Here is a 22,264-nt window from a genome sequence, read left to right as displayed (position 1 = left end):
GACACGTCCCCTCGGCACATCCTCAGCATGCTTCCTCAGCACGCCCGGAAGGAATCCGACCATGACCTCGCACACCACCGGCGGCCCGGCCGCCCGCCACGTGTCGCTCGCCCCGCCGGTGGCGGAGCGCGCGGGCTGGACGCCCACGGACGTCCGCGCCGTGGACACCGCCCGGCTCCTCGCGGCGGACGCCGTCCAGAAGACCGGCAACGGCCACCCCGGCACCGCCATGAGCCTCGCCCCGCTGGCCCACCTGCTCTTCCAGCAGGTGCTGCGCCACGACCCGGCCGACGACCGTTGGCTCGGCCGCGACCGGTTCGTGCTCTCCTGCGGGCACACCAGTCTGACCCTCTACACCCAGCTCTTCCTCACCGGCTACGGCCTGGAGCTCGCCGACCTGGAGTCGCTGCGCACCTGGGGCTCCGCCACCCCGGGCCATCCGGAGTACCGGCACACCCGGGGTGTGGAGATCACCACCGGGCCGCTCGGCCAGGGGTTCGCCGCCGCCGTGGGCATGGCGATGGCGGCACGCCGTGAGCGCGGCCTCCTCGACCCCGACGCGCCGGTCGGCGAGAGCCCGTTCGACCACCACGTATACGTCCTCGCGTCGGACGGCGACCTGATGGAAGGCGTCACCTCCGAGGCGAGCTCGCTCGCCGGCCACCAGCGGCTGGGCAACCTGATCGCGGTCTACGACCAGAACCACATCTCCATCGAGGACGACACGGACGTCTCCTTCAGCGAGGACGTCGCCACCCGTTACCGCGCCTACGGCTGGCACGTGCAGACCGTCGACTGGACGTCCACCGGCCGCTACGTCGAGGACGTGGACGCCGTCCTCGACGCCCTCCGCGCGGCCCGCGAGGAGACCGGCCGCCCGTCCATGATCGTCCTGCGGACCGTCATCGGCTGGCCCGCACCGAACCTGCAGAACACCGGCAAGGCCCACGGCGCCGCGCTCGGCGACGACGAGGTCGCCGCCACCAAGGAACTGCTCGGCTTCGACCCCGCCCGGCACTTCACCGTCGAGGACGAGGTCCTCGCCCACACCCGCCGGGCACGCGACCGCGGCCGACACCTCCACGAGGCCTGGACGCCCGGCTACGACCGGTGGCGCGCGGCGAACCCGGAACGCGCCGCCCTCCTCGACCGGCTGCTCGCCGCCCGCCTGCCCGAAGGCTGGCACAGCGCCCTGCCGTCCTTCGACGCCGACCCGAAGGGCCTGGCCACCCGGGCGGCCTCCGGTGCTGTCCTGACCGCGCTCGCGCCCGTGCTGCCCGAGCTGTGGGGCGGCTCGGCGGACCTCGCCGGCAGCAACAACACCACCATGGACGGCGAGCCCTCGTTCCTCCCGGAGGGCGTCGAGACCACCGAGTTCAAGGGCGGCCCGTACGGCCGCACCCTGCACTTCGGCATCCGCGAACACGCCATGGGAGCCGTCCTCAACGGCATCGCCCTGCAGAGCCTCACCCGGCCGTACGGCGGCACGTTCCTCACCTTCAGCGACTACATGCGCCCCGCCGTGCGGCTCGCCGCGCTCATGGGGCTGCCCGCGGTCTACGTCTGGACCCACGACTCCATCGGCCTCGGCGAGGACGGCCCCACCCACCAGCCCGTCGAGCACCTGGCCGCGCTCCGCGCGATCCCCGGCCTGGACGTCGTCCGCCCCGCGGACGCCAACGAGACCGCGGTCTGCTGGCGCACCGTGCTGGAACACACCGACCGCCCGGCGGGGCTGGTCCTCACCCGCCAGAAGGTACCGGTGGTGGAGCGCTCCGACGCGGCCTGCACCCCCGCCGACGGCGCGTCGCGCGGCGGCTACGTCCTGCGTGATCCCGCCGGTGGCGCGGCACCGCGGGTCCTGCTGCTCGCGACCGGCTCCGAGGTGCACATCGCGCTGGCCGCGCAGGAAGCCCTCGCGGCGGACGGCGTGCCGGCACGCGTGGTCTCGCTGCCCTGCCTGGAGTGGTTCGCCGCGCAGCCCGCGGAGTACCGGGAGGCCGTCCTCCCGCCGGACGTCACCGCCCGCGTCTCGGTGGAGGCCGGCGTCGCCCTGGGCTGGCGCGAGCTGGTGGGCCCGCACGGCCGGATCGTGAGCCTGGACCACTACGGCGCGTCCGCCGACTACGAGCGGCTCTACCAGGAGTTCGGCATCACCGCCGAGGCCGTGGCCGCCGCCGCCCGGGCGAGCCTCGACGCGGCCGGACACGGCGGAGCCGCACGCTGAGCCCGCCCCTCCCCGCCCGGTGACCGGGACCGTCCGGGACCACGAGGCCGCGCAGGCCGCCCGGACGGGCCCGGTCACCGGGACGGCATCGCGGACGAGCGGCACCGCAGCCCCTGACGAGCGGGATCGCAACCTGCCCGCCCGTCGACGGTTCACCGCACCCGATCCGGACACACGCCCACCATGGCGCCTCTGTTCCGGCACGAACCCGCGCACGACGACGAGGCGGGCGGTGACCCGCCCGGCCCGGATCGACATGTCGAGGAAGCCGCCCCGGATTCGCCGGGCGGCCTGCCCCGACGTTCCTGGTGGGCCGTGCTGCGCCGTACGGGCAAGGAGTTCATGGCGGACGACCTGCCCGACCGCGCGGCGGCCCTCACGTACTACGGGGTCCTGGCGATCTTTCCGGCGCTGCTGGTCCTGGTGTCCGTGCTCGGCGTGGTGGGGAGGTCCGCCACCGACTCCGTCCTCGACGACATCGACGAGCTCGCCCCCGGCGCGGCCCGCGACATCCTGCGCAACGCGGTCGTGCAGCTCCAGAACAACGGCAGCACCAGCACGATCCTGATGATCGTGGGCTTCGCCGCCGCCCTCTGGTCCGCCTCCGGCTACATCGGGGCGTTCATCCGGTCCTCCAACGCCGTGTACGACATCCGCGAGGGCCGGCCGGTCTGGAAGACCACCCCGCTGCGCATCGGGCTGACGCTGCTGCTCATGCTGCTGCTGGCGGCGAGCGCGGTGATCGTCGTCTTCACCGGCCCGCTCGCCGACCGCGTCGGGCATGCCCTGGGTGTGGGCACCACGGCGCTGACGGTGTGGTCGATCGCCAAGTGGCCCGTGCTCGTCCTCGTCGTCGTCCTGATGATCGCCGTGCTCTACTGGGCCGCTCCCAACGTGCGCGACCGCGGCTTCCGGTGGATCTCGCCGGGCAGCTTCCTCGCCGTGCTGCTGTGGCTGGCCTCGTCCACCGGCTTCGCCGTGTTCGTCGCCAACTTCGCCTCCTACAACAAGACCTACGGCAGCCTGGCCGGCGTCATCGTCTTCCTGGTGTGGTTGTGGCTCGCCAACCTCGCCATCCTCCTCGGTCTCGAGTTCGACGCCGAACTCTCGCGCGAACGCGCCACGCAGGGCGGCCTGCCGCCCGGGGAGGAGCCCTACGTGCGCCCCCGCGACACCCGCACCTGGCCGGACGGTGAATCCGGTGCGGACGACGAGTCCGGGTGAGGCAGCGGATGCCCCGGCGGTACCGGGGCCGCCACCCGCGCCCGGCCGACCGGCGAGGTACCCGAGGACGCGCGGGACCCGCGGGACCCGCACGCGAGGACGCCCGGGGCCGGTCCCGCAACGCCGTCGTACGGAGTCCTCAGGCATGGTTCCCCGTCCGGCGGATACGTTCCGACCATGCATCATCACGATCTCGTAGTGATCGGCGCGGGCACGGGCAACGCGCTCATCGACGACCGCTTCGCCCACCTGGACGTCGCGTTGATCTCCGAGGGCCCCTTCGGCGGGACCTGCCTGAACGCGGGCTGCATCCCCAGCAAGATGCTCGCCGCGACCGCGGACGTGGCCGACACCGTGCGCGACGCCGCCCGGCACGACGTGGACGCGGACCTCCGGACGGTGCGCTGGTCCGACGTCCGGCGGCGGGTATTCGGCCGGCTCGACGCGGCCTCCCGCGAAGGCGAGGAAGGCCGCCGCGACTCCTCCTTCGTGACCGTCCACCGCGGGCCGGCCCGCTTCACGGCGCGGCGCCGGCTGCGGGTCGACACCGCAAACGGGCCGGTGGAGGTGACGGGCGACCGGATCGTCGTCGCCGCGGGCGGGCGGCCCACCGTGCCACCGGTCGTCGCCGACTCCGGGCTGCCGTACGAGACCTCCGACACGATCATGCGGATCGCCTCGCCCCCGGAGCACCTGGCGGTGCTGGGCGGCGGGTACGTCGCCGCCGAACTCGCCCACGTCTTCCACTCCGCGGGCAGCCGGATCACGATCGTCGAGCAGCAGGACCGGCTGCTCACCCAGCAGGACGAGGCGGTCTCCGCGGCCTTCACCGACACGCTCCGCTCCCGCTACGACCTGCGGCTGGGCCGCGAGCTCACCCGGCTGGAGGGCGCCCCGGGCGCGCTGCGCCTGGTCCTGGACGACGGCACGGTGGTGGAGGCCGACGCCCTGCTGGTCGCGGTCGGACGTCGGCCCAACAGCGACCGCCTCGGCCTCGACCGGGCCGGCGTCGCCGTCGGCGACGACGGCCTGATCGTCGTGGACGAGCAGCTGCGCACCACCGCCGACGGCGTCTGGGCGATCGGCGACATCTCGACCGGGGTGCCGCTCAAGCACGTCGCCAACCGCGAGGCGAAGGTGGCGGCGCACAACCTGCTCCACCCCGACAGCCCGCGCACGATGTCCTACGACGTCGTGCCCTCCGCGGTCTTCACCCGGCCGCAGATCGCGCAGGTCGGCCTGACCGAGCAGGAGGCCCGCGCACGGGGCGTCGACTACGCGGTGGGGATCCACCGGTACGAGGACGTGGCGTACGGCTGGGCGCTGGAGGAGACCGACGGGTTCTGCAAGGTCCTCGCCGAGCGGTCCACCGGGCGCCTCCTCGGCGCCCACCTGATGGGGCCGCAGGCCGCCGCTCTCGTCCAGCCCCTGGTCCTCGCCATGGGCACCGGGCTGACCGTCGGCGAGGTCGTCCGGCGGTCGCTGTGGATCCACCCCGCCCTGACCGAGGTGGTCGAGAACGCGCTGCTCGCACTGCGGACGGAGGAGCGGTGAGGAGCACCGGGCCTCGGGACGGCGCGGGACGGCGCCTCAGGTGGTGACTGACGGTGGCCGGGGGCGGGGGCGGGCTCGGACGCCGGGTGCGCGGCACCGCGGAGGGCACGGAGGGCCCGGGGCCGGTCAGCGGTGCGGCCCGGTGGCCGCCGCGGGGGCGAAGGGCCCCTCCAGGGCGGCCCATTGCAGGAGCAGGATGGTCTTGCCGTCGGTGATGCGCCCGTCGCGGATCATGGCGAGGGCGTCGGCGAAGGGCAGTTCGAGCACGTCGATGTCCTCGCCGTCCTCCTCCAGTCCTCCGCCGTCGCCGGTGCGGTCGGCCGGGGTGTAGGGGGCGTAGAAGTGCAGGCGCTCGGTGACCGAGCCGGGGCTCATGTAGGCGTCGAGGACGTGGGTGAGCGGGCCGAGCGTGACCCCGAGTTCCTCGGCGCTCTCGCGCCGGACGGCGGCGAGCGGGTCGTCGCCGTCGAGCAGTCCGGCCGCGGCCTCGACGAGCATGCCGTCGGGGTGGTCGTTGACGTAGGCCGGGTAGCGGAACTGCCGGGTGAGCAGCACCTGTCCGCGCGCGGTGTCGTACGGCAGGACGACCGCGCCGTTGCCGCGGTCGTACGTCTCGCGCTGCTGGGTGACCCAGCGTCCGTCGCGGCGCCGGTAGTCGAAGGTGGTGCGGCGCAGCACGTGCCAGCCGCGGGAGGTGAGCTCCACGTCGCGGACCACGACACCGGGGTTGCGGTCGAGGTCGAGGCCGGCGCGGTCGAGGCCGGTGCGACCGCGGTGGTCGGGGGTGTCGATGCCGGGGCGGGTGGTCACGCGGCCTCCTGCGGGGTACGGCGCGGGATCCGGTGGACGGCGTGGGGGCCGGTGGGGCCGGACCGGTGGGGCCCGGCGATGGGGATGGGAATGGGCTTGTCGGTCATGGCGCGCTACGATACATGCAAAATCGTGCAAGAACAGGAGAGAACGCGGATGCTGGCTGCTGAACGGCGTGACCACCTGCTGGGCCTGCTCGCCCGCGAGGGCAAGATCGTCGCCAAGGACGTCGCCGCCGACCTGGGCATCTCCGAGGACAGCGTGCGGCGCGATCTCCGCGACCTCGCCGCCGAGGGGCTCTGCCACCGCGTCTACGGCGGGGCACTGCCCGTCTCCCCCGCCGTGGCGGACTACGCGGCCCGGAAGACCGTGACCCCCGACGGCAAGCAGAAGGTCGCGGCAGCGGCCGCCGCACTCGTCCGGCCCGGCAGCGCCCTGATCCTCGACGGCGGCACCACCGCCCTCGCCGTCGCCGGCATGCTCCCGCCGGAGCTGGCCTGCACCGTGATCACCCACAGCCCGACGATCGCGGTCGCGCTCCTCGACCGTCCGCACGCCGAGGTCTTCCTGCTCGGCGGCCGCGTCTTCAAGCACTCGGCCGTCGCCTGCGGTGCCGCCGCGGTGGAGGCCGCCCAGAACGTCTCGGCCGACCTCTGCCTGCTCGGCGTCACCGGCGTCCACCCGGAGGCGGGCCTCACCACCGGCGACGCCGAGGAGGCCGCGATGAAGCGCGCCTTGGCCGCGCGGGCCGCGGACACCTACATCCTCGCCTCGTCCGAGAAGATCGGCACGGCCTCGCGGTTCCGCGTCCTGCCCTGGGAGGAGATCAGCGGACTCGTCACCGACGCCGACCCCCACCACCCCGTCGTCGAGCGGCTCACGGCACGCGGCGTCGAGATCCTCACCGCCGGCTGAACACCCGGCCCGGGCCGACGACCGAGGCCGACGACCGGGGCCGGCACCCGAGCCCGACGCCCAGGCCCGACGCCCGTCACGCCACACCGCGCGCCGCCGCCACCCGGAGGCGTATGGTCCCGGTACGCGGGCCCGCACGGAGACCCGCGGCGCCCCGCCGGCCCCCGGATGCGTCGGCGGGGGCGATCGCGACGGCCGACAGGGGTGTCGGATGTCCGAACCGAACGGACCGCCGGACAGCGCCGCCCGGGCGGACCGGATCCTGGACGCAGCACTCGCCGACACCGTACGGCGTACCGGAGCGTCGGCCGGGATCGTCTACCTCCCGGACGCCGGGCACGGCGGCGACGCGGCGCTGCGACTGGTGGCCGTGTGCGGCATGCCGGCGGAGATCGTCGCACCGTGGAAGCACGTGCCCCTGGCGGCCGAACTGCCCGTGACGGACGCACTGCGCGACGGCGCGCTCGTCTGGGTCGGCTCGCAGGAGGAACTGGCGCGGCGCTACCCCAGGGCCGCCGCGGTCCTCCCGTACCGCTTCGCCCTGGCGGCCGCGCCCATGGACGGCGCGCGCGGACGCCACGGCGTCCTCCTGCTGCTGTGGCCCGCCGGCCGGCCCGGACACGCCGGTGCACGCGAGCGCGCACACCTCACGGCCGGCGCACGCCGCATCGCCCACCGCGTGGAGGAGGCGCCCGGGGCGGCGTCGCTGCCCGACCGGCCGCGCACCGTCCCCGCGGCCCGGCCCGGCCCGCCGCCGCGGTCCGCGGCGCACACGGCGGCCACGGACTTCGCGGAGCGGCTGCCCGGCGGCAGCCTGGCCCTCGACCTGGAGGGCCGCATCACCTTCATCACCAACGGGGCGGCCGACCTGCTCGGCCGCCCCGCGGACCAGCTCATGGGCCTGCGCCCCTGGCAGGCGCTGCCCTGGCTCGACGACCCGATCCACGAGGAGAAGTACCGGGCCGCCGTCATCAGCCGCGAACCGATCGCCTTCACCGCCCTCCACCCCTCGGGCACCCCGCTCGACGTCCGGCTCTTCCCCGACACCAGCGGCATCAGCGTCCGCATCACCCCGCGGCCCGGCGGCCGGCAGCCGCCGGACGCCGCCTCCGGCGACGACGGCTCCGAGGCCCGCCGGGCCCCTGCCACGGCGACCGCCACCGCCTCGTCGGCCGGACGCCTCTACCAGCTCGCCCACCTGGCCGCGGCCCTGACCGAGGCGGTGAGCGTCGCGGACGTCGCCGGCCTCGTCGCCGGGCAGGTGCTGCCCGCCTTCGGCGCCCAGGGGCTGGTGCTGTCGACCGCCGACGCCGGACGCCTCCGGATCACCGGCCACCACGGGTACCCCGCAGAAACGATCCGCCGCCTGGACGGACTGCCACTGGACACCACCCTCACCCCGGCCGGCCAGGTCATCGCCGACGGCACCCCCGCCTTCTTCCCCGACCCCGCCGACCTGGGCCGCCGCTACCCGCAGGCAGCGCGGCTCAGCGGGAAACAGGCCTGGGCGTTCCTCCCCCTGACCGTCTCCGGCACCCCGATCGGATGCTGCATCCTCTCCTACGAGCGTCCGCACGACTTCACCGCCGACGAACGCGCGGTCCTCACCTCCCTGGCCGGGCTGATCGCCCAGGCCGTCGACCGGGCCCGCCTCTACGACACCCAGCACGCCCTCGCCACCCACCTCCAGCAGGCGCTCCTCCCCCGCTCCCTCCCGCACGTCCCGGGCCTGCACGCCGCCTGCCGCTACCTGCCCGCCACCCACGGAGCCCAGATCGGCGGCGACTTCTACGACCTCATCCGCCTCGGCGACCGCACCGCAGCCGCCGTGATCGGCGACGTGCAGGGCCACGACGCCACCGCCGCCGCCCTCATGGGACAGGTCCGCACCGCCATCCACTCCCACGCCACCGCCGGCGCCACACCCGCCCAGGTGCTCACCCGCACCAACCGGGTCCTCGCCGACCTCGACCCCGACCTCCTCGTGTCCTGCCTCTACGCCCACCTCGACCTCGACGCCCGACGCCTCGACCTGGCCGGCGCCGGACACGTGCCACCCCTCATGGGACACGGCCGCAGCGCCGGCGTCCTCCCCGTGGAACCCGGCCCGCTCCTCGGCATCGACACCGCCGCCGCCTACCCCGGCACCACCGTGCCCCTGCCGCCGGGCACCCTGCTCGCCCTCTACACCGACGGCCTCGTGGAGCTCCCCGGCACTGACCTCCAGCACGCCACGACCGCGCTCACCGACTGCCTGACCGACCACCTCGCCGGCCACCTCGCCGACGGCCCGACAGCCGACTGCGACCAGGACCTCGACCGGCTGATCGACGACCTCGTGCACCGCAACTGGCCCGCCGGCCGGCACACCGACGACATCGCCCTCCTGCTGCTCCGCACCCACGACCACCCGTCCCCGTAGCCGCGCACCCGGGGCCGCGCACCCGGCCGGGGGCCGCGCGCTGCGGAGACCGGGCACCGGCCGCCGGGCCGCCGGATCGTTGATCACCCGCCCGGACGCGGCATAGGTTACGGCGCATGACGAGTCTTCGAATCGGCGTGATGTACGACCGCGACTGGGCCCCGGAAGGCTTGCCCGCATTCGCGCGCGAGGTCGAGGCCCTCGGGGTGGACGACCTCTGGGTGGTGGAGGACCTCGGGTGGAACGGCGGCGTGTCGGCGGCCGCCGTGGCGCTGGGAGCCACCGGACGGCTGCGGGTGGGCATCGGGATCACGCCCGCGCCGCTGCGCAGTCCCGCGTTGCTGGCGATGGAACTGGCGACGCTGGCACGGGTGTTCCCCGGTCGGCTCGTGGCCGGGATCGGGCACGGCGTGGCCGAGTGGATGGTCTCGGTCGGCGTCGCGCCGCGGTCGCCGCTCGCCCTGCTGGAGGAGACGATCGACGCGGTACGCGCGCTGCTGCGCGGGGAGTCGGTCGAGCTGAAGGGACGGGAGGTGCGCCTCGACGGCATCCGGCTGGTGCATCCGCCCGTCGAGCCGCCGCCGGTGATCGCGGGCGTGGTGCGGCCCCGCTCACTGCAACTGTCCGGGCGGGTCGCGGACGGCACGCTGATCGCCGAGGGCCACGGGCCGCGTGACGTGGAGAACGCGCGGGAGCTGATCCGCCAGGGCGGGGGCGACGACGCCCACAGCGTCACGGTCCTCGCCTTCTGCTGCGTCGGCGACGACGCCGAACAGGTCGCGCAGACCCTGCGGCCCAGCGTCGAGGGTCACGGCGCCTGGCTCGGCCGTCCGCCGGAGCAGGTGTTCACCGTCTCCGGCGGTGCCGCGGACGCGGCGGAGCGCATCCGCGAGCTGGCGGCGGCCGGGGCCGGAACGGTCGTGCTGCGGGTCGTCGGCCCCGAGCCCGTGCGGCAGCTCGGGACCGTACTGGACGCGCTCGCACGCCGGTGACCCCGCTCGGACGGTCGGCCCGGCCACCGTCCGTGGCATCGCCGGCCGGGCAGTCCCGAGGAGGTCCGGCAGGACGTGTCCTGTGCCGACCGGACGTGTCCGGAGGGAACCGGGGCCGGCCGGGGCGGCGTCCACTCCAGGACGACGCACACGATCGGTGGCGGGCGCGAAGGAGTTCGGAATGACCGGCACGGCCACCCGCTACCTGCATCTCGTCCGGCACGGCGAGGCGTTGCCGGACGAGAGCGGTCTCACGGAGAACGGCCGCCGGCAGGCGGTGCTGCTCGGCGAGAGACTCCGGGACGTCCCCTTCTCCGCCGTTCACCACGGTCCGCTGCCCCGGGCGGCGCAGACCGCGCGCCTGATCGGAGAACAGCTGAAGGACGTTCCCCTGCACGTCTCGGACGCTGCCGGCGACTACCTCCCCGATGTGCCGGAGAGAGGCGAACTCCCCCCGGAGTCATCCGACTTCCTGCTCCGCTTCCTCGACCGTTCCACGGCTGAGGAGCGCGAGCGAGGCCCGGTTCTCGCCCGTCAGGCGCTGGCCCGATTCACCGGGCCGGTGGACGGCGACGAGACTCGTCACGAACTGGTCGTCACCCACAACTTCCTGATCGGCTGGCTCGTCCGGCACGCCATGGACGCACCGAGGTGGCGCTGGATCGGCCTCAACCACTGCAACGCCGCTCTGACGGTGATCCGCTACGCGCCCGACCGGCCCTCCTCGGTCCTCTTCTACAACGACATGGGGCACCTGCCCACCGAACTGCGATGGACAGGATTCCCACCCGAGTTGTACGGCTGATCGCGTCAACTCGTCGTTGGTCGGCAGGTTCTGACGGTCAGTCCGGCGAGGCTCTCCGACTCGCCTCGCTGCCGGTGGGTCCGTAGCGGGCGGCTGCCGCGGGGCGGTTCGCCCCGCGGCAGCCACGACCGGGCCGGCAGTCGCCGGGCCGGCCCCTCGCCGTGCACGGCCGAGGTGCGGCTCGTTCTCAGGCCAGGGCGAACTTCTGGGCGCCGGAGCCGTTGCAGTCCCAGATCTGCAGCCGAGTGCCGTTCGCGGTGGCACCCGACGGCGAGTCGACGCACCGGCCGCTGGTCGGGTTCGACAGCGAGCCGTCGGTGTTGACGACCCAGTTCTGGTAGCCGCCGCCGTTGCACGTGGCCAGCTGGAGCTGCGTGCCGCCTGCGCTGTTGCCGCCGGCGATGTCCAGGCACTTGCCCAGCGTGCGCAGGGTCTGGCCGCTCCAGGTCCACTTCTGGTCGAGCGAGGTCGCCTGCTGGCAGTCCCAGAGCTGGACCGCGGCGCCGTCGCCGCCGGTGTCGGCACCCGCCACGTCCACGCACTTGCCGCCCGGACCGTAGATCGGGGTGCCGATGGCGAACTTCTGGGCGCCGGAGCCGTTGCAGTCCCAGATCTGCAGCCGGGTACCGTTCGCGGTGCCGCCGGACGGGGAGTCGACGCACCGGCCGCTGGCCGGGTTCCGCAGCGAGCCGTCGGCCTGCCGCACCCACGACTGGTAGCCGCCGCTGTTGCACGTGGCGAGTTGCAGCTTCGTACCTGCGGCACTGCTGCCGCCGGCGATGTCCAGGCACTTGCCGAGGGTCTGCAGGGTCTGGCCGCTCCAGGTCCAGTGCTGGTCCTTGGCCCCCGACTGGCAGTCCCACAGCTGCACCGCGGCGCCGTCGCCGCCGGCGTCGTCACCCGCCACGTCCACGCACCTGCCACCGGGGCCGGTGATCGACTGGCCCGTCACCGAACCGCCGCCGCCACCACCGGAGCCGGCACCCTTGTTGTACACGGCCACCGAGTCGATGATCAGCTTGCCGCCCGAGACCGTTGCCGCGTTCGGGCCCCCGCCGAAGGCGTCCGGGAAGCCGCCGCCGATCGCCAGGTCGTAGATGATGAAGAACGGGTGGTCGATCGCGTTGGCCCAGGTCGTCGCGTCCACCTGGTTGGCGTTGACGGTGTAGAAGTTGTTCCCGTCGAGGTAGAACCGGACCTGCTCCGGCGACACCGAGCGGTCGATCTCCGCCGCGTAGTCGTGGAAGCCGGTCTGACAGCCCGAACAGGCGCGCTCGCCCGAACCGATGCCGGTCGACTCGTTGCACGGACCACCCGGGTTCACCCCGCAGTGGATCGTGCTGAAGACGGAGCTGCGGCCGTTGATGTCCTCCATGATGTCGATCTCGCCGGACTTCGGCCAGGTCACACCGTCGCGCAGAGGTGCGCCGAGCATCCAGAACGCCGGCCAGTACCCCGCACCGTTGGCGGTGTTGACGTTCGGCTGCTGCAGGACGGACTCGATCCGCACGACTCCGCCCGCCGGGGCGCCGAAGCCCGCCGACTGGGTCTCCACGCGCCCGGAGGTCCATCCGCTCCGCGGGTCGGAACCGGAGTGCAGGGCCTGGAGCACCAGGTGCCCCTGGCCGTCGTAGTAGACGTTCGAGGTGCTGCTGGTCATGGTTTCGATCTCACCGGTGCCGAAGTTGCTGCCCGGCCCCGTGTCGTACTTCCACAGGCTCTGGTCGATGCCGGTCCCGGACGCACCGTTGAAGTCGTCGCTCCAGGTGAGCGAGAAGCCCGACGGCGTCGGAGGCACCGCCGCGTCGGCGCTCGCCGTCGCGACGACGGTGGCCGCCACCGTGACCGCGACCACGGGTATCAATGAGAGCGCTCTCTTCCACGCACGGCGACGTGGCCGTCCACTGAGAAATGTCATGCATGCAGCATGGCGATCGGCCATCCGTTCAACAAGAAGGTGAACACGTTCATCTTTCCGGGAACCCCCGCGAACGCACCCCGCACCTCACCCCTGACAGGGTGCAGGCTCACGCCCGTCAGAGCTCGTGACGGAGTGGTGAGTTGACTCTTCTGAGCCTGCGTCGACAGATGAAGGAGCAGGTCAGCGAGGCCAGGGCATCGTGGAGTCGGAGTCGGCGCCCCCCGCGGCCGGCGAGGCGCCCGGGCCGGTGGAACGGGGCGAAGGTGCGCTCCACGACGCAGCGCGGTCCGCCCGGTTCGTGGATGCCGTGGCGGCGCGGCCGGCCGCGGTCGACGCTGCCGTGGCAGCCCTGGCCCCCGCGCAGGGCTTGAGAGCGCTCCCGCGAACGGCCGACCGGATCGGCGACCGCGACCGGCGCAGTTGCAGTACGCGGTGCAACCCGGGGCAGCGACGGCAGGTCCGGGAACCAGCCGAGGGTTCGAGGTCGACGACGCGGACGGCGATCACGACCGCCACGTCCAGGTGCACTGTGAACTGCGGTACGACCGCCGCCGAGCTGCGGGCGCTCGGGCACTTCACGTCGCGGTTCTTCCACGACGGCGGGGACGGCCTCCCTCCGGTCGACGCGGAGCGGCGGGCCGGCCGTCGGCGGCAGGAACCTCGGGGCCGTCCCGGTCGTCCCCACGGTTGTCCGTCCGCATCCTTCCGGACCGTCCGCAGGCCGCCACCGCGCACTCCGACCTCGGTGGTCCGCCCGGCAGGCGCACCGGGCAGACTGTGTACGGAGCAGTAACGCGACCGAGAGGACCACGCATGATCACGCTGACGAAGGACGACGGCCCGGCGGACCTGGACGGGGTGACCCACCTGGCCGTGGGTGTGTCCTGGGATCCGACCGCGGGGAGCAGCGGCGGGCTGATGGGCAAGTTCCGGCAGAAGGTCGGCGCCGACCTCGACCTGATCGCCATCGCCATGCAGGGCCAGGATCCGGTCCGGATGGCAGGGCTGGACTCGCTGGACCCGCTGGGCAACGGCTCTCTCGTGCACAGCGGTGACAACCAGACGGGGCACGGGGACGGCGACGACGAGACGGTCACCGTCGACCTCGCCCGGGTGCCCGCCCACATCACCGCCATCGTCTTCGTCGCCGCCGCCTACAAGAAGCGCAGCGCCTTCCAGAACGCGCGCAACATCAGCTTCAAGGTGTACGACGCGACGGGCGGCAGCAGCCAGCAGGTCGCCGACATCTGGCCGAGTCTGCTCACCAGCGACAACGGCTGCGCCGTGGCCAAGGCCGTGCGGGTCGGCACCGGCTGGAAGCTCCAGGTGATCAACGAGACCGGCAAGATCAAGCAGGGCGACGAGCGGGACCTCATGCGCTTCGCCGTCAGCAAGTAGCGGGCGGCGTCGGGCCGGGAAGCCGGAACGCGGGCCGGAAGCGGGACGGTCCGGCGATCCCTCGTACCGGCAGCCTGCGACCGGGCGGCAGGCATCCGCCTCGGGCGGGCGCACGTCGCCCCCTCTCGGCGGACGGACCGATCCCGCCGTGCGAGGCTCTGCCCATGCCCGGCCCGAAGCGCTCCCGCACCCGGCTCGTCGCGGCGACCAGCGTCGCCGCGCTCACCGCACTCGCACCCGCCCTCGCCGGCTGTTCGGCGTCCGGACCGGCTGCCGACAGCGGTAGTCGGGACGGCCTCGTCACCGCGAAGGGCAGCCGCTTCGCGACCGCCGCCCCCGGCCACCGCCAGGACGCCCCGGACATTTCCGGCACCACCCTGGACGGACGCCCGATCCGCCTGTCGGACCACCGCGGCAAGGTGGTCGTCCTGAACCTGTGGGGCTCCTGGTGCAACCCCTGCCGCACCGAGGCGCCCGGGCTCCAGACGCTCTGGGAGAGGTACCGGGCGCAGGGCGTGCAGTTCTTCGGCATCGACACCAAGGACAACGACCCGGACAACGCCGTCGCGTTCGAGCGGAGCAAGGGCATCACGTTCCCGAGCGTCTACGACCAGGACGGCACCCAGGTCCTCAAGTTCCCCAAGGGAAGCATCAATCCGAAGTTCATCCCGTCCACCATCGTGGTCGACCGCGACGGCGGGCTCGCCGCCCGGGCGTTCGGCGCCCAGAGCGCCGACACCGTCGAGGCGATGATCAGGCCGGTCCTCGCGGAGCCGGCGCCCCGGCCGCAGGTGCCGTGATCCCTGCGGCCCCCTGGGGAGGGTGACGGCACGGGTCGGGCGTCCGAACCGCCCGTCGGGTCAGGCCAGTCGGGGCAGTCGGGCCACTCGGGCCGTGGCCGTGGCCGTGGCTGCGAGCGTGGGCGCCCCGGCGGTCACTGCGCGGCCGCCTCGCGGGCGATCCGGTCGAACTGGGCGCCCATCGCCTCGGAGAGGGCCTGTGCGGCGGAGAGCGGGCGGACCATGACGGTGAACTCGTCGATCCTGCCCTCGTCGTCGAAGTGCAGGAAGTCGCAGCCCTGGATCTCGCGGCCGGCGACGGTGGCGGTGAAGACGAAGGCGTGGTCACGCCCGTCGGGGTTCGCGATCTCGCGGATGTACGTGAAGTCCTCGAAGACCCGCAGCACGCCGCGGAGGATCGCCGCGGTGATCGCCTTGCCGGGGTACGGCTTGAACGCGACGGGGCTGGTGAAGACGACGTCGTCGGCGAGCAGCGCCGTCAGGGCGGCCTCGTCGCGGTCCTCGACGGCCTTGCGGAAGGCGTGCACGGGTCCTCCGAATACTCAATTAGTTGACTAGGTGATTCGGTGAGTATGCAGGCGCCCGGGACAGGTGTCCAGGGGAGCCGCAGCAGCACCGCCACCGGGCCGGTGACCAGGTGCTACGTTGGCGCGATGGCATTGCGCAACGCGGTGATGGCCGCCCTCCTGGAGGGCGAGGCGTCGGGGTACGACCTCGCCAAGGGCTTCGACGCCTCCGTCGCCAACTTCTGGACGGCGACGCCCCAGCAGCTCTACCGGGAGCTGGAGCGCATGGAGGGCGAGGGCCTCATCGAGGCGCGCGTGGTCGAGCAGGAACGGCGGCCCGCGAAGCGGCTGTTCTCCCTCACCGCGGCAGGCCGGGAGGCCGTCCGGGCCTACACGACCCGGCCGCCGTCGCGGCCCACCGCCATCCGCGACGAACTCCTGGTCAAGGTCCAGTCCGCCGACGCGGGCGACGCCGCGGCGGTCCGGGCCTCCGTCGCCGAACGGATCGACTGGGCCACCGTCAAACTCGCCCGCTACGAACGCCTCCGGGCGAAACTCCTCGACGGGCGCAGCGAGGAGCAGTACCTCGCCACCGCCGAGCGCGTCGGCCCGTACCTGACCCTGCTGCGCGGGATCGCGTTCGAGCAGGAGAACATCCGCTGGGGTGAGCTGGCGGCCCGGGTCCTCGGCGGGCGGGCGCAGGCCGGGTGAGGCCGCGCCGGCCGGCCCTGACCGTCCCCGTGGCGGCCTGGCAGGCGGGCGGCCACACACCGTCCGGGTACTCAGCGGGAGGTGAGTACATCCGCCCTGCCCCGCGGCCGGGGCCGACCGGGACGATTGCGCCATGCGCCGGAAGACACTGCATCTCGTTCCCCTCCTGCTGACGGTTCTCGTCGCGCTCGCGGCCTGGGCCGCCTGGCTGGGCTGGGACCAGCACCGTGACGTGCACCCCGACGGCTCGGAGACGGGCCCGTACGAGGCGTGGCAGGTGATCGGGCTGGTCCTGACCCTGCTGGTGTCCGTGTACTGGGCGGCGTCCCGGCGCCATGTCGCGAGCGCGGTGGTCGGCACCTCCGCCGGCCTGACCGCCGCCGTGCTCTACGACTGGTCGGACGACTCCAGCGGCCTCTACGTGGTCGGTGCGGGCATGGTCATGGTGGGCAGCCTCCTGGTGACCTCCGCCGTGGCCGGACTGATCGCCGCCGTCACACGGAACGGCCGGCGGGGAGAACCGGCACGGACCCGCGAGGCCTGACACCGCCGGACGCGGCCCGGACGCGGCCCGGACGCGGCCCGGACCGCACCGCCCGGGGCCGCTCGTGGCGCCCCGGCCGCGCCCGGCCCCGGCGCACCCGTCCGCAGACGAAAGAAGCCCGGCCGCCAAGGCGCCCGCCCCGGTCGGACCGCCGCCATAATCGCGGCACCCGGCCCGCGCATGCCCTTAAGATCACCACGACCTGCCCGGGCCGGCCGGAGCACGAGGGTCATGTTTCTTGGAGGGCGACACCGTGGGTGTCATCGTGGGTGGGATTCTTGCCGTGCTGGCCGTGCTGGTGTGGTGGGTCGTCAGGACGTACAACCGTCTGATTCGGCTGCGCAACCAGACGCAGGCGTCCTGGGCGCAGATCGACGTCCAGCTGAAGCGGCGGCACGAGCTCATACCGAACCTGGTCGAGGGTGCGCGCGGGTACGCCACGCACGAGCGGGCCACGTTCGAAGCCGTCGTCGCCGCCCGGGGAGTGGCCGTGGGCAGCGGCCCGGGCGTCACGGACAAGGCCGCTGCGGAGGACGTGCTGACCGCGTCCCTGGGCAGGCTGCTCGCCCTCGGCGAGAGCTACCCGCAGCTGAAGGCCGACCGGCACTTCGCCCTCCTGCAGGAGGAACTGACCTCCGCGGAGGACAAGACCGCCTACGCGCGGCAGTTCTACAACAGCGCCGTGCAGAGCTACCACACCGCCCTGGAGAGCTTCCCGGGGAACCTCGTGTCCCACCTCGGCGGCGCGCACGGCCGACGCGAGTACTTCGAGGCCGGCACCGCCGCGCAGGACGCGGCCCAGGTGAGGTTCGCGTGACCCTCGACGCCCAGTTCCACTGGGGCGGTGCCGCGCTGCTCGCGCTCTGGCTCGCCGCCTTCGGACTCTCCCTCGCGGCCACCCGCAACGGCGCCGTGCCCACCGGCCCCGCCACGCAGGAGTTCGGCCCCGAGCCGGAGCCGCCCGCCGTCGTCGCCCTGCTGGCCAACCGGTGGCGGTCCGTCGACCACGCCGCCGCGGCCACCCTCCTGGACCTCGCGGCCCGCGGCCTCCTCGAACTGCGGCAGCCCGCCGACGACCCGGCGCAGAGCACGGTGCACCTCACCGGCAAGGACGCCGCGGACCTCACCCCGTACGAGCGGCGGGTCCTCGACCGTGTCACCGAGCGGGCCGGCACCTCGGGCGCCCCGATCGGGGCGATCGCCTTCCGCGCCGAGGAACGCGCGAAGGCGTGGAACGGCGCGCTGCGTCAGGAGATCGTGGCCGAGGCCCGGCTGCGCGGGCTGTCGCGGTCCCGGTTCGGGCCCCTGCTCTCGGGCGCCCTGTTCCTCACCGCCTTCGGCCCCGGCGTGCTGTTCGCCCTGGGCGCCGTCACCGGCGGGCACAACGTCCGCGGCGCGGTCGCGGTCGGGATCATCCCGGCAGCCGCGCTGCTGTACGTACTGACCAGGGCGCTCGGCGAGCGGGCGACACCGCTCGGGCTCGAACGCGCCGGGCACTGGGCCGGGGTCCGGGCGTGGCTCGCGGCGCACGAGGACTTCGCCCCGCTGCCGCCCGCGGCCGTCACCGTCTGGGACCGCTACCTCGGCTACGGCGCCGCGCTCGGCGTCACCGGCCGGGCGGCACGTCTGCTGGGCTTCGACGCGGGCGACAAGCGCCGGGTCTGGTCCTCGTACGGCGGTGCCTGGCGCCCGGTCCGGATCCGCTACCCGCGCCTGCGTCCCGGCTTCGGCTCCACCACTCCGCAGTTGCTCCAACTCGCGGGCGCGGCGGCGCTGGTGGCCGTAGGACTGCTGCTGTTCGCGATCGTTCGGCAGCCCGACTGGGCGGTCACCGACGGCCCCGACCCGAGCCACTCACTGCGCCGCCCGGGGCTGCTGCTGTGCCTCGGCTGGGTGTTCATCGGCCTGCTCGCCCTCCTGCTGGCCGGCCGCTTCAGCCGCTGGACGCTGTTCCTGGCCTTCCTCGCGTTGATGCCCGGCAACTTCGCCAGCAGCAAGGGCTGGATGAGCGACGGCATGGAGCGGCCGGGGCCCCTGCCGGGCGAGACGGTCGCGATCGCCTGCTTCGGCGTGCTGACGGTCTACTACCTCGCCCTCGTCGTGTTGGAGCGGCGGGATCCGCACACTCTCACCGGCGAGGTGCTCCGCATGGAACCGCGCAAGCGCGAGGACGCGCCGCGCTTCCTGGCCCTGGACACCGGCGACGCGGACCGCACCGTCGCCTGGGCCCTGCCGGCCGGCGCACCGGAGGTCCTGCCCGGCAGCGTGGTGCGCCTCGCGGTGTCACCGGCCACCCGGGTGGTCAGGTCGGCGGAGTTCGTCACCGCCTGACCGCCTGACCGCCGGAGCGCCGGAGCGCCTGACCGCCTGAGTCTCCGGACGAAGGCCCGGGCTCCCGCCCCGTCGCACGTGCCGACGGGGCGGGAGCCCGGGCCTTCCGGCAGGGGCGGCCGAACCGCTGCCGCCCACCTGCCACCTGCCACCTGCCACCGGCTCGTCTACCACCGGCTCGCCTGCCGTCCGCCACTGGCCGCCTGGCGCCTGGCGCCTGGCGCTCGGGCCGTACCGGCCTGCGGTCAGCCCGCGGCGAGGAACTCGATCGTGTCGATCACCCGGTTCGAGAAGCCCCACTCGTTGTCGTACCAGGCGACCACCTTGACGTGCCGGCCGTCGACGCGGGTGAGCTCCGAGTCGAAGATCGACGAGGCCGGGTTGCCCGTGATGTCGGACGACACCAGCGGGTCCTCCGAGTACTCGAGGACACCCGCCAGCGGCCCCTGCGCCGCGGCACGGTAGGCCGCCAGCACCTCCTCGCGCGTCACCTCGCGGGCCACGGTCGTGTTGAGCTCGACGATCGACCCCACCGGTACCGGCACGCGGATCGAGTCGCCCGACAGCTTGCCGTCGAGGCCGGGCAGGACGAGGCCGATCGCCTTGGCCGCACCCGTCGTGGTCGGCACGATGTTGACCGCGGCGGCGCGGGCCCGGCGGGCGTCGCGGTGCGGGCCGTCCTGCAGGTTCTGCTCCTGCGTGTAGGCGTGCACCGTCGTCATGAAGCCGTGCTCGATGCCCGCGAGGTCGTCGAGCACCTTCGCCAGCGGCGCCAGCGCGTTGGTCGTGCACGAGGCGTTCGAGACGATCGTGTGCAGGTCCGGGTCGTACGCGTCGTTGTTCACCCCGAACGCGAGCGTCACGTCGGCGCCGTCCGCCGGCGCGCTGACGAGCACGCGCTTCGCGCCCGCGTCGAGGTGCGCCCGGGCGGCCTTGGCCGCCGTGAAGCGGCCGGTCGCCTCGACCACGATGTCGATCCCGAGTTCGGCCCACGGCAGCTGCGCCGGCTCCCGCTCGGCGAGCACGGCGATGCGGCGGCCGTCGACGACGAGGGTGGTCCCGTCGGTGGTCACCGGACGGCCCAGGCGGCCCGCCGTCGTGTCGTAGGCGAGGAGGCGGGCGAGCGCGGCGGGCTCCGTGAGGTCGTTCACGGCGACGACCTCCAGGTCGCTGTCGCGTTCGAGCAGGGCGCGGAGCACGTTGCGTCCGATGCGGCCGAATCCGTTGATGGCGATGCGAGTCATGAGTGGTGTCCCTTCGGGTTCTCCACCAGGTTCTCGCGCGGCACCCGCCGGTGACAGCGGCGTGATCGCCACGGTCCGAAAGGATCGCGCCACGCGGTCGCGGCCCGGTCCGGGGGCCCGCCTCGGGGGGCTACCTGCCCTGGGCGAAGGTGCGCCGGTACTCGCTCGGCGTGGTGTCGAGGATCTGCTGGAAGTGCAGCCGCAGGTTCGCGCCCGTGCCGAGACCGACGTCCGCGGCGATCTGCTCGACACCCCGCTGCGAACGTTCCAGCAGCTCACGCGCCATGTCGATCCTGGCCCGCATGACCCACTGCATCGGCGTGTACCCCGTGTCCTCGACGAACCGTCGCGAGAACGTGCGCGGCGACACCGCCGCGTGCCGCGCCAGCACGTCCAGACTGAGGGGCTCGCCCAGCCGGCGCAGCGCCCACTCCCGGGTGGCGGCGAACCGCTCGCCGAGCGACTCCGGCACGCTGCGCGGCACGTACTGCGCCTGGCCGCCGCTGCGGTAGGGCGCGGCGACCAGCCGCCGCGCCGCATGGTTCGACACCGACACCCCGAGGTCGGCCCGCAGGATGTGCAGGCACAGGTCGATGCCCGAAGCGGCGCCGGCCGACGTCAGCACGCTGCCCTCGTCGACGAACAGCACGTTCTCGTCGACCCTGACCCGCGGACGCTTCGCGGCCAGTGCCCGCGTGTAGTGCCAGTGCGTCGTCGCGCGCTTGCCGTCCAGCAGGCCCGTCGCGGCGAGCGCGAAGGCGCCCGTCGAGATCGCGGCGAGCCGCGCACCCCGCTCGTGCGCGGCGACGAGCGCGTCGAGGACGGCCTGCGGCGGGTCGTCACGGTCCGGGAACCGGTACCCGGGGATGAAGACGATGTCGGCCCAGGCCAGCGCGTCGAGCCCGTGGGCGACCGCGTACGACAGGCCGTCACCACCGGTCACCAGCCCCGGCGCCGCACCGCACACCCGCACCTCGTACGGCATGCTCGCGCGGGTCGTGAACACCTGCGCGGGGATCCCGACGTCCAACGGCTTCGCACCTTCGAGCACGAGGACGGCGACGTGATGCAGACGTGAGGCAGGCACGGGAGAAGCCTACGCGGCGCCCCCGGGGCCGCACCGGCACCGGGGACGGCGAGACCGCCGGCAGCGAGGGGAGGGCACCGGGTCAGACCCCGCACCCCCGCCGGAACACCCCACCGCCACCCCGTACTCCGGGATCCGGCCGGACGGCGGCAGGCTGTCCGGCCGTACGGAGGGGGACGGGCCGGAGTGGGTGCGGCGGCGGCAGGGACATGGATGCCGGGTGACCGGAAGGTCAACCGGAAACCCGGGCGGCCGATTCGGGCGCGGACCCGCGGGGCGAGGGGCGGTTCTGCGCTCCGATGCCCTGTCATACTGGCCGCGTAGGCGCCGTGGGGGGCGCTGCCCGAGAGAAGGCCGGTGGCTGCATGTCCCGATGGATCGTCCTGGCCGTCCCCGTCCAGGGCGTCTCGGACACCAACCGCGACGCGCGCATGGTCGCGGAGTTCGACGGCAGCGCGGAAGACGCGGCACAGGCCCTCCTGCATGCGGCGGGGACCTACGCGTACGGTCTCCGGACAGTGCGCCGCCGGGAGGTCTTCAAGTGCTCCGACGGGTCCTACCTCATCCGCATCCGTGGACGGCTGTCGACGTACGCCTATGTCATCCGGCTCGCCGAACTGGTCTCGGACACCGACGCACCGTCTGCGCCCGGATCCACCGTCTGAGGTCCGCGCCGCACTCCCGTGACCGCGGCCGGGCCACTCCCGACGCTCCGTGACGGGGCCCGGCCCGGTGGAGGTGACGGGCGTCCGGGCGGGAGGACGCCGTTCCCC

Annotated in this window: 19 protein-coding genes; 14 read left to right on the top strand and 5 right to left on the bottom strand. The window is 73.8% G+C overall.

What is annotated here, in order from left to right; translation table 11 throughout:
• The first annotated feature begins 61 nt into the window (after positions 1–61).
• The 3 genes from tkt to OG335_RS33755 all read left to right on the top strand — a co-directional run bounded on the left by tkt (position 62) and on the right by OG335_RS33755 (position 5,005).
• Positions 62–2,227 (top strand): transketolase, encoded by a 2,166-nt coding sequence (gene tkt, locus OG335_RS33765; protein WP_405014947.1) that lies wholly within the window; start codon positions 62–64, stop codon positions 2,225–2,227.
• Between the two features lie 183 nt (positions 2,228–2,410).
• Positions 2,411–3,451 carry a YihY/virulence factor BrkB family protein gene (locus OG335_RS33760; protein WP_405014946.1) on the top strand — a complete coding sequence of 347 codons (1,041 nt, stop codon included), beginning with the start codon at positions 2,411–2,413 and terminating at the stop codon, positions 3,449–3,451.
• Positions 3,452–3,628: 177 nt separating this feature from the next.
• Positions 3,629–5,005, top strand: coding sequence for a mycothione reductase (locus OG335_RS33755; protein WP_405014945.1), 1,377 nt, complete (start codon positions 3,629–3,631; stop codon positions 5,003–5,005).
• A 126-nt stretch (positions 5,006–5,131) separates the two neighbouring features.
• Here the strand turns inward: OG335_RS33755 and OG335_RS33750 are convergent, their stop codons facing one another.
• Complete coding sequence (locus OG335_RS33750; protein WP_405014944.1) at positions 5,132–5,815, bottom strand: NUDIX domain-containing protein; 684 nt, start codon at positions 5,813–5,815, stop codon at positions 5,132–5,134.
• A 156-nt stretch (positions 5,816–5,971) separates the two neighbouring features.
• On the opposite strand from OG335_RS33750, the gene OG335_RS33745 reads away from it, so the two are divergent.
• The 4 genes from OG335_RS33745 to OG335_RS33730 all read left to right on the top strand — a co-directional run bounded on the left by OG335_RS33745 (position 5,972) and on the right by OG335_RS33730 (position 10,949).
• Complete coding sequence (locus OG335_RS33745; RefSeq protein ID WP_405014943.1) at positions 5,972–6,730, top strand: DeoR/GlpR family DNA-binding transcription regulator; 759 nt, start codon at positions 5,972–5,974, stop codon at positions 6,728–6,730.
• Between the two features lie 211 nt (positions 6,731–6,941).
• Positions 6,942–9,152: a SpoIIE family protein phosphatase gene (locus OG335_RS33740; RefSeq protein WP_405014942.1), complete on the top strand. Its 2,211-nt coding sequence runs from the start codon at positions 6,942–6,944 to the stop codon at positions 9,150–9,152.
• 116 nt (positions 9,153–9,268) lie between these two features.
• Positions 9,269–10,144, top strand: a complete 876-nt coding sequence (locus tag OG335_RS33735; protein ID WP_405014941.1) for an LLM class flavin-dependent oxidoreductase — start codon at positions 9,269–9,271, stop codon at positions 10,142–10,144.
• A 181-nt stretch (positions 10,145–10,325) separates the two neighbouring features.
• A complete protein-coding gene (locus OG335_RS33730; RefSeq protein ID WP_405014940.1) occupies positions 10,326–10,949 on the top strand; it encodes a histidine phosphatase family protein in 624 nt (207 codons plus the stop codon).
• A gap of 187 nt (positions 10,950–11,136) precedes the next feature.
• Here OG335_RS33730 and OG335_RS33725 read toward each other — a convergent pair whose 3' ends face one another.
• Positions 11,137–12,804 carry a ricin-type beta-trefoil lectin domain protein gene (locus OG335_RS33725; protein WP_405014939.1) on the bottom strand — a complete coding sequence of 556 codons (1,668 nt, stop codon included), beginning with the start codon at positions 12,802–12,804 and terminating at the stop codon, positions 11,137–11,139.
• 879 nt (positions 12,805–13,683) lie between these two features.
• Here OG335_RS33725 and OG335_RS33720 point away from each other — a divergent pair.
• Both OG335_RS33720 and OG335_RS33715 read left to right on the top strand, forming a co-directional pair.
• On the top strand, positions 13,684–14,268 hold the full coding sequence (locus OG335_RS33720) for a TerD family protein (protein WP_405014938.1): 585 nt from the start codon (positions 13,684–13,686) through the stop codon (positions 14,266–14,268).
• 164 nt (positions 14,269–14,432) lie between these two features.
• Positions 14,433–15,068 carry a TlpA family protein disulfide reductase gene (locus tag OG335_RS33715; protein ID WP_405014937.1) on the top strand — a complete coding sequence of 212 codons (636 nt, stop codon included), beginning with the start codon at positions 14,433–14,435 and terminating at the stop codon, positions 15,066–15,068.
• 134 nt (positions 15,069–15,202) lie between these two features.
• Here OG335_RS33715 and OG335_RS33710 read toward each other — a convergent pair whose 3' ends face one another.
• Positions 15,203–15,595 carry a nuclear transport factor 2 family protein gene (locus OG335_RS33710; protein ID WP_405014936.1) on the bottom strand — a complete coding sequence of 131 codons (393 nt, stop codon included), beginning with the start codon at positions 15,593–15,595 and terminating at the stop codon, positions 15,203–15,205.
• Between the two features lie 126 nt (positions 15,596–15,721).
• Here OG335_RS33710 and OG335_RS33705 point away from each other — a divergent pair, with 126 nt between their 5' ends.
• The 4 genes from OG335_RS33705 to OG335_RS33690 all read left to right on the top strand — a co-directional run bounded on the left by OG335_RS33705 (position 15,722) and on the right by OG335_RS33690 (position 19,160).
• A complete protein-coding gene (locus tag OG335_RS33705; protein WP_405014935.1) occupies positions 15,722–16,285 on the top strand; it encodes a PadR family transcriptional regulator in 564 nt (187 codons plus the stop codon).
• 133 nt (positions 16,286–16,418) lie between these two features.
• A complete protein-coding gene (locus tag OG335_RS33700) occupies positions 16,419–16,829 on the top strand; it encodes a hypothetical protein (RefSeq protein WP_405014934.1) in 411 nt (136 codons plus the stop codon).
• Between the two features lie 265 nt (positions 16,830–17,094).
• Complete coding sequence (locus OG335_RS33695; protein ID WP_405014933.1) at positions 17,095–17,646, top strand: LemA family protein; 552 nt, start codon at positions 17,095–17,097, stop codon at positions 17,644–17,646.
• Positions 17,643–19,160, top strand: a complete 1,518-nt coding sequence (locus OG335_RS33690; protein ID WP_405014932.1) for a DUF2207 family protein — start codon at positions 17,643–17,645, stop codon at positions 19,158–19,160. The genes OG335_RS33695 and OG335_RS33690 overlap by 4 nt, the downstream gene beginning before the upstream one ends.
• A gap of 245 nt (positions 19,161–19,405) precedes the next feature.
• Here OG335_RS33690 and gap read toward each other — a convergent pair whose 3' ends face one another.
• Entirely contained in the window at positions 19,406–20,404 is a 999-nt protein-coding gene (gap, locus tag OG335_RS33685; RefSeq protein WP_405014931.1) for a type I glyceraldehyde-3-phosphate dehydrogenase, read from the bottom strand.
• 130 nt (positions 20,405–20,534) lie between these two features.
• On the bottom strand, positions 20,535–21,491 hold the full coding sequence (locus OG335_RS33680; RefSeq protein ID WP_405014930.1) for a GlxA family transcriptional regulator: 957 nt from the start codon (positions 21,489–21,491) through the stop codon (positions 20,535–20,537).
• A gap of 365 nt (positions 21,492–21,856) precedes the next feature.
• Between OG335_RS33680 and OG335_RS33675 the strand changes: the two genes are divergently transcribed.
• Positions 21,857–22,156, top strand: coding sequence for a hypothetical protein (locus OG335_RS33675; RefSeq protein ID WP_405014929.1), 300 nt, complete (start codon positions 21,857–21,859; stop codon positions 22,154–22,156).
• The last annotated feature ends 108 nt before the right edge of the window (positions 22,157–22,264 follow it).

Source organism: Kitasatospora sp. NBC_01539, assembly GCF_045040525.1.
In the GTDB taxonomy this organism is placed as follows: Bacteria; Actinomycetota; Actinomycetes; order Streptomycetales; family Streptomycetaceae; genus Kitasatospora.
This window is presented reverse-complemented; position numbering and strand designations above follow the sequence as displayed.